Raw genomic sequence first — 6,724 nt, forward strand, 5'->3', positions numbered from 1 at the left:
CAGTCCTCGGAAGATTCCGGACTTCAGAACGACCTGGCCCCCGTCAGGAGGCCGGGCCGCCGAAGATGTCGATTCGGTCGCCCTCGACAAGGGTCACGATGGCGCGCTTGGTGTCCGCGCGCTTGCCGTAACCGGTGCGGGTGCGCTTGCGCTTGCCCTGGCGGTTGATCGTGTTGACCCCGGCGACCTTGACCGAGAAGACCTCTTCGACGGCCTGCTTGATCTGGGTCTTGTTCGCACGCGGGTCGACGATGAACGTGTACTTGTTCTCGTCCAGCAGCGCGTAGCTCTTCTCCGAGACGACCGGCTTGATCAGCAGGTCACGCGGGTCGGTGAAGACCTTGCTCGGGTCGGCCGGCGCGATCGGGCCCGGACCGTCGGCGGCCCGGCGGGCGGCCTTGGCGACGCGGGCGGCCTTCGCGGCCTTCGCTGCCTTGGAGGCAATGCTCGGGTGTCGCGTAGCCATCAGGCGTCGCTCCCTTCGGTGTGGGCCTGCGGGCCAGCAACGAAGGACTCGAGCGCGGCCTGGGTGAAGACCACGTCGTCCGAGACGAGCACGTCGTAGGTGTTGAGCTGGCCCGGCTCCAGGATGTGCACCTGGGGCAGGTTGCGGGCGGACAGCCAGGCGGCCTCGTCGGAGCGCTCGGCGACCAGCAGCAGGTTCTTCCGCTCGCTGATCCGGCCGAACAGGTTCTTCGCGGCCTTGGTCGAGATCTCGCCCTCGACCACACCGGAGACGGCGTGGACGCGGCCGTGGCGGGCCCGGTCGGAGAGGGCGCCACGCAGCGCGGCGGCCTTCATCTTCTTCGGGGTCCGCTGCGAGTAGTCGCGCGGCACCGGGCCGTGCACGACGCCACCGCCGGCGAACTGCGGCGCACGGGTCGAGCCCTGGCGGGCGCGGCCGGTGCCCTTCTGGCGGTACGGCTTCTTGCCGCCGCCGCGGACCTCGCCCCGGGTCTTGGTCTTGTGCGTGCCCTGGCGGGCCGCTGCCAGCTGGGCGACGACGACCTGGTGGATCAGCGGAACGCTGACCTGCACGTCGAAGATCTCCGCGGGGAGCTCGACGGTCCCGGTCTTGTCGCCGGCCGGCGAAAGGATGTCAATGGTGCTCATCGGTTCCTCAAGCCCCCTTGGCCGCGGTACGGACCAGGACGAGGCCGCCGTTCGGACCGGGGACTGCGCCCTTGATGAGCAGCAGGCCCTTCTCCGCGTCAACGGCGTGGACGGTCAGGTTCTGGGTGGTGACCCGCTCGTTGCCCATCCGGCCGGCCATGCGGGTGCCCTTGAAGACACGGCCCGGGGTGGCGCAGCCACCGATGGCGCCCGGCTTGCGGTGGATGCGGTGCGCACCGTGGGACGCCTTGCCGCCGCGGAAGCCATGGCGCTTCATGCCGCCGGCGAAGCCCTTGCCCTTGGAGTTGCCGGTGACGTCGACCTTGATGCCGGCCTCGAAGGTGTCCGCGGTCAGCTCCTGGCCGAGCGTGTACTCGGACGCGTCGGAGGTGCGGAGTTCCACCAGGTGGCGGCGGGGGGTGACGTCGGCCTTGGCGAAGTGGCCCTTGAGGGGCTTGTTCACCTTGCGCGGGTCGATCTCGCCGAAGGCGATCTGGACGGCCTCGTAGCCGTCCCTGTCTGCGGTGCGGACCTGGGTCACGACGTTCGGACCGGCCTTGACGACGGTCACGGGGACAACGCGGTTGTTGTCGTCCCAGACCTGGGTCATGCCGAGCTTCTCGCCCAGGACGCCCTTGATCTGCTTAGCCATCTCTACGACACCCCTCAGAGCTTGATCTCGATGTCGACGCCGGCCGGGAGGTCCAGGCGCATCAGCGAGTCAACGGTCTTGGGAGTCGGGTCGAGGATGTCGATCAGACGCTTGTGGGTACGCATCTCGAAGTGCTCGCGCGCATCCTTGTACTTGTGCGGCGACTTGATGACGCAGTACACGTTCTTCTCTGTGGGCAGCGGCACCGGGCCGGCGACCGACGCGCCAGTACGCGTCACCGTCTCGACGATCTTCTTCGCCGAGTTGTCGATGACCTCGTGGTCGTAGGCCTTGAGCCTGATGCGGATCTTCTGTCCCGCCATGGCTACTTCGTAGTCCTGTCTCTCGTAACGCTCCGGAACCCATGGGCTCCCGCCCTCACTCGACCCACGCGGTCGGGCGTGTCGGCATCCTTCTCGCAGTTCTGCTCAGCAGTACTCCGCCGAGGTTCCGCGGGCGCATACGCGATCCGTCCGCGATCCACATGAGGAAGGAGCCGGGGGAGGAATCCCACCGGGTGCCTGGTTGGAAGCCCCTCCTACGCTTCCCGGAAGATTCCCGTACTTCCGCCCCTGACGAGGGGCGACGAATACCTGGGACTCGCTTCCGGTCCTCCCGGCGGGAGGCGCGCAGCATCGGCACTCAACCGAGCAACCTGGACAGTGTGCCACAGAGGCCAGAGCCGTAGCCAATCGGGCCACTAGCACATCCGGCCCCTGGGCGCGGAATGAGGGGCAGCTCACAAGTGGTGTGCCACACATCCGGAGGGCTGGGGCGGCCTTCTGGGGACCCGGGGCTTCCGGAGAATCCGGAGCGCCCCCTTGATCGTACCGGGTGCCCGGCGTACGCCCCAGTACTTCACTACCGGCCCGCGCCCCGGGGCGCTCCCGCGGAGCCCGTCTGCGCTTCGGTGCACCAGCCCTCCTTCCGGGCGGCCCGCCTCCTCGTGGGCAGCCCGCACTCCCCCGCGTGGGCAGCCCGCACTCCCGCGAACCCCTGACAGCACGACTACCTGCAAGTAGGGTCACGCGGGCCGGGAGCCCCGTCCGCGGCCGGGTCCGCGCCACCGCGCACCGGGCCGCCGCGTACCCCTCGGCCCGACGCGATCCGGTCGGGCCGGCGGAGATGCGGCGGAACCGGTCGGCCCGACGCGAGCCGGACCGACGAAACGGCCCGCACCGGGTCCGCGCCCCCGGCATCCGCCGAGGAACGGAGTGCCCATGCCCCGCGAATTCACCGTGTCCCGCAGCATCCGGATCGACGCGGCGCCGCAGGCCGTGTACGAGCAGATCAGCCGGCCCGCCCGGATGGGCCGCTGGAGCCCGGAGAACCTGGGGGCGACCGTGCCCGGCGGGGACGAGCCCGCCGAGGTGGGCACCGTCTTCGAGGGGCGCAACAAGCGCGGCGTCTTCCGCTGGACCACCCGCTGCACGGTCACCGAGGCCGACCCGGGCCGCCGCTTCGCCTTCCGGGTGCACGCCATCGGCCTGCGGCGCCCGAAGCTGAAGTCCCCCATCGCGACCTGGGAGTACCGCTTCCACAGCTCCGAGGGCGGTACGAAGGTGACCGAGACCTGGACCGACGACCGGCGCTCCTGGCCGGACCCGGTGGCCGGGGTCTTCGACCGGATCGCCACCGGAGGCAGCACCTTCGCCGCCTTCCAGATCCGCAACATCGACCGGACGCTGCGCAACCTCAAGCGGGAACTGGAGCAGCGGCCCGAGGCATGACGTCGGGCCCGCCGGAACGCGTCCGGCGAAGGTGTGAACACGCCGGGCGCGCTGTGGGATGCGGCACAGCTTCCCCACCCCGGCCTGCGGGTGTGCAACCAGGCAACGGTGCGTGAGCGTCTGTTCACTTGGTTGCCGGGGTTGCCGGGGCTCTCGTGGCCCTTGGCCTCGCCCGCGGAACCGGTCGGACCGACCGGACCGACCGGACCGACCGGACCGGCCGCGACCGGCCGACCGGCCGACCGGCCGACCGGCCGACTGGCCGAACCGGCCGCGGTGCGGGGGCAGTCGTCGGGGGCGGCGGCAGGCGACGCGAGGGGAAGCAGCAGCACGAGGGGGCGGAATGGAACTGTCCGAGGAGATCGCGGCACGGCGCGCGGGAACCGGCGACCCCGAGGCGCTGGTGGGAGAGTTCCGCCGCACCGCGGTGCTGGTCCCGACAGTGGGCGAGGACCAGGTGATGTCCGGGGTGCACGGCGGCGTCCGCTGGATCTTCGCCTTCACCGACGAGGCGGCCCTGGCCCGTTTCGCACTCGCCCGCGGCGAGGCCACCGACCGGCCGTGGGACTACGCGGCGATCCTCGGGGCCCGGCTGCTCGACGTCGTCGTCCCCGCGCAGAACGGACCGGCGGGCGTGGCGGTGAACGTCGCCGACGAGGACGGCTCGATGCTCTTCCCGCCCGCGCCGGGGATCGTGCCGGAGGCGGTGGCCGTGCCGGGCCCGGACGACGGGGAGGACGTCTGATGGGGGACGGCGGCAAGAGCAGCGACGGCGTCCACTGGAACAAGGAGTCCCTCGATCTGGTCGAGAAGGGACTCAAGGGCGCCATCGATGAGCTGAAGGAGTCGGGCAGCTCTGCGACGTCGTCGCTGCAGGGTGCCGGCTTCGAGGAACTGTCCCTGACCGGCATGGAGATGGGCCACTACAGCCTCTCGGTCGACTTCGAGGACTTCTGCGAGAGGTGGGAGTGGGGCGTGCGCGCCCTGGTGCAGAACGCCAACGCGCTCGCCAAGAAGCTCGGCCTCGCGGCGGGCATGGCGCACGAGGAGGACCAGTACCGGGCGGGCACCCTCAAGATCGCCATGAACTCCGCCCTCTACACCGGCAACCCGCACGCCACCGAGGAGGAGGTCGTCAAGCAGGGCTACGGCGACATCCTCACGCCGGACGCCCCCGACTACAGCAAGGAGTCCTGGGACAAGGCCGGGCAGGACATGAAACAGGACTGGCAGGACACCGGGCGCGAGCTGTCCTCCAAGGGGCGCGGCGGGATGTACATGGACGTCGTCCAGAAGGCCACCGGCATCAGCGACGAGCAGGTCGAGGCCCAGCAGGACGAGTGGTTCGGCCCCTCGCCCGAGGAGCGCGCGGCCCAGCAGCAGGGCGGGCAGCCCGGTGGAGGCGGCGGAGCCGACGGGAGCGGCGGAGCCGACGGGAGCGGCGGAGCCGACGGGGGCAACGGCTGATGGGCTGGCGGGATTTCGTACCGGACTGCGTCGAGGACAAGGCCGAGGACCTCGCGGAGGGCGCGGGGGATTTCGTCGAGGGCGCGGGCAACTGGACCGGTGACCGGCTGGACGACGTCGGCTGGGAGAGCGGCGGCGACTGGGTGCGGGACAAGTCCCGCTCGGCAGCCAACGCGATGGGCGCCGAGACGGCCGAGTTCCAGTTGGACGAGACCGAGGACCCCAAGAAGCTGATCTACGGCAGCCCCAGCAAGATCCGTTCGACGGCCGAGCACATCAGCAACCTCAAGACGGCGTTCGACAACGTCGCCAAGGGTCTCAAGGGGCTGCACAAGGGCACGCTGAAGGGCAAGGCCGCCGACGCCTTCTGGGAGAAGGTGGGCCTGGAGCCCGCCAAGTGGGTCAAGGCCGCGCACGCCTGCGAGAAGGCCGTCGGGGCGCTGGAGTCCTTCGCCGGCACGGTCGAGTGGGCGCAGGGCCAAGCCGGCGAGGCGGTCACCAAGTACAAGAACGACAAGAAGAAGGACGCCGAGGAGCAGCTCAAGGAGGCCCGCACCCAGCGCAACACCGCCGCGGCCGAAGCACAGAAGAAGGTCAAGGAGGCCCGCGACGCGGCCCCGCCCAAGCCGGACTACTGGGACCAGGCCGGGGACGGCTTCACCGGGCTCCAGCTCGACAGCGAACATCTGGTCGGCGGCGTAGTGAAGGGCGTCGCCGGCCTCAACAACTTCGTCCGCAGCATCAACCCGGTCGACCCCTACAACATCACCCACCCCGCCGAGTACGTCACCCAGCTCAACTCGACCGTCACCGGTATCGTGCGCACCGCCAACGACCCGGTCGGCACCGGCAAGCAGATGTGGGAGACCTTCAAGAAGGACCCCTCCGAAGGGGTCGGCCGCCTCATCCCCGAACTCTTCGGCACCAAGGGCCTGGGCGCGGCGACGAAGGCCGGGCGCGCGGGGAAGCTGGCGAAGGAACTGTCGGCGGGGCGGAAGGCCGTCGAGAAGAAGGGTCCGCACCAGGCCGCCCGCAAGGGCGAGGAGACCCCCTCCGGCAGGACCGACCCGGTGGACCTGGCCACCGGGAGGATGTACCTCCCGCAGACGGACCTGTCCCTGCCGGGCACCCTGCCGCTCACCTTCGCCCGCCGCGTCGAGTCCGGCTACACCCTCGGCCGCTGGTTCGGCCCGTCGTGGAGCTCCACGGTGGACCAGCGGCTGGAGGTCGACCCGGAGGGCGTCGTCCTCGTCGCCGAGGACGGCCGCCTGCTCACCTTCCCGCACCCCGCTCCCGGCGTCCCCACCCTGCCGTCGGCCGGACCGGCCCGGATGCTGCTGGAGCGCACCCCGGACGGCGGATACACACTGACGGACCCGGACACCGGCTGGGTACGGCACTTCGCCCCGCCGCAAGGGGGCACGTCGGAGGACGGCGCGGCCCGGATCGAGCAGATCACCGACCGCAACAGCAACAGCATCACCTTCGAGTACGACGAACAGACCGGCGCACCCCTGCGCCTCGTCCACAGCGGCGGCTACACCGTGCGGCTGACGGTCGAGGACGACCGCGTGACCGCGCTGTCCCTCGCCGGGGCCGACGCCGACACGACGGTGCTGCGCTACGCCTACACCGACGGCAACCTGACCGACGTCACAGGCTCCTCCGGACTGCCACTGCGCTTCGAGTACGACGACGAACAGCGCGTGGTGTCCTGGACCGACACCAACGACCGCCGCTACGACTACGTCTACGACAACCT

General features: G+C 70.5%; 8 protein-coding genes. 4 read left to right on the top strand and 4 right to left on the bottom strand.

Annotation, left to right across the window (positions count from 1 at the left end; genetic code table 11):
• Nucleotides 1-43 precede the first annotated feature (43 nt).
• Genes rplW through rpsJ form a run of 4 tightly spaced genes read right to left on the bottom strand, consistent with a single transcriptional unit; the run spans nucleotide 44 to nucleotide 2,088 of the window.
• A complete protein-coding gene (rplW, locus tag BMX65_RS22830; RefSeq protein ID WP_075002200.1) occupies nucleotides 44-466 on the bottom strand; it encodes a 50S ribosomal protein L23 in 423 nt (140 codons plus the stop codon).
• Nucleotides 466-1,113, bottom strand: a complete 648-nt coding sequence (gene rplD / locus BMX65_RS22835; protein WP_075002201.1) for a 50S ribosomal protein L4 — start codon at nucleotides 1,111-1,113, stop codon at nucleotides 466-468. The genes rplW and rplD overlap by 1 nt, the downstream gene beginning before the upstream one ends.
• 7 nt (nucleotides 1,114-1,120) lie before the next feature.
• Complete coding sequence (gene rplC / locus BMX65_RS22840) at nucleotides 1,121-1,765, bottom strand: 50S ribosomal protein L3 (RefSeq protein ID WP_075002202.1); 645 nt, start codon at nucleotides 1,763-1,765, stop codon at nucleotides 1,121-1,123.
• Nucleotides 1,766-1,779: 14 nt separating this feature from the next.
• Complete coding sequence (rpsJ, locus tag BMX65_RS22845; RefSeq protein ID WP_016909683.1) at nucleotides 1,780-2,088, bottom strand: 30S ribosomal protein S10; 309 nt, start codon at nucleotides 2,086-2,088, stop codon at nucleotides 1,780-1,782.
• A gap of 897 nt (nucleotides 2,089-2,985) precedes the next feature.
• Here rpsJ and BMX65_RS22850 point away from each other — a divergent pair.
• The 4 genes from BMX65_RS22850 to BMX65_RS22865 all read left to right on the top strand — a co-directional run.
• Nucleotides 2,986-3,495 (top strand): SRPBCC family protein, encoded by a 510-nt coding sequence (locus tag BMX65_RS22850; RefSeq protein WP_075002203.1) that lies wholly within the window; start codon nucleotides 2,986-2,988, stop codon nucleotides 3,493-3,495.
• A gap of 343 nt (nucleotides 3,496-3,838) precedes the next feature.
• On the top strand, nucleotides 3,839-4,240 hold the full coding sequence (locus tag BMX65_RS22855; RefSeq protein ID WP_075002204.1) for an SseB family protein: 402 nt from the start codon (nucleotides 3,839-3,841) through the stop codon (nucleotides 4,238-4,240).
• Nucleotides 4,240-4,962: a hypothetical protein gene (locus BMX65_RS22860; RefSeq protein WP_075002205.1), complete on the top strand. Its 723-nt coding sequence runs from the start codon at nucleotides 4,240-4,242 to the stop codon at nucleotides 4,960-4,962. Before BMX65_RS22855 ends, BMX65_RS22860 begins: the two co-directional genes overlap by 1 nt.
• Nucleotides 4,962-6,724, top strand: a 1,763-nt coding sequence (locus tag BMX65_RS22865) for a putative T7SS-secreted protein (RefSeq protein ID WP_244905676.1), incomplete at its 3' end; no start/stop codon positions are given. The genes BMX65_RS22860 and BMX65_RS22865, both read left to right, overlap by 1 nt.

It is taken from the genome of Streptomyces qinglanensis (assembly GCF_900111245.1).
In the GTDB taxonomy this organism is placed as follows: Bacteria; Actinomycetota; Actinomycetes; order Streptomycetales; family Streptomycetaceae; genus Streptomyces; species Streptomyces qinglanensis.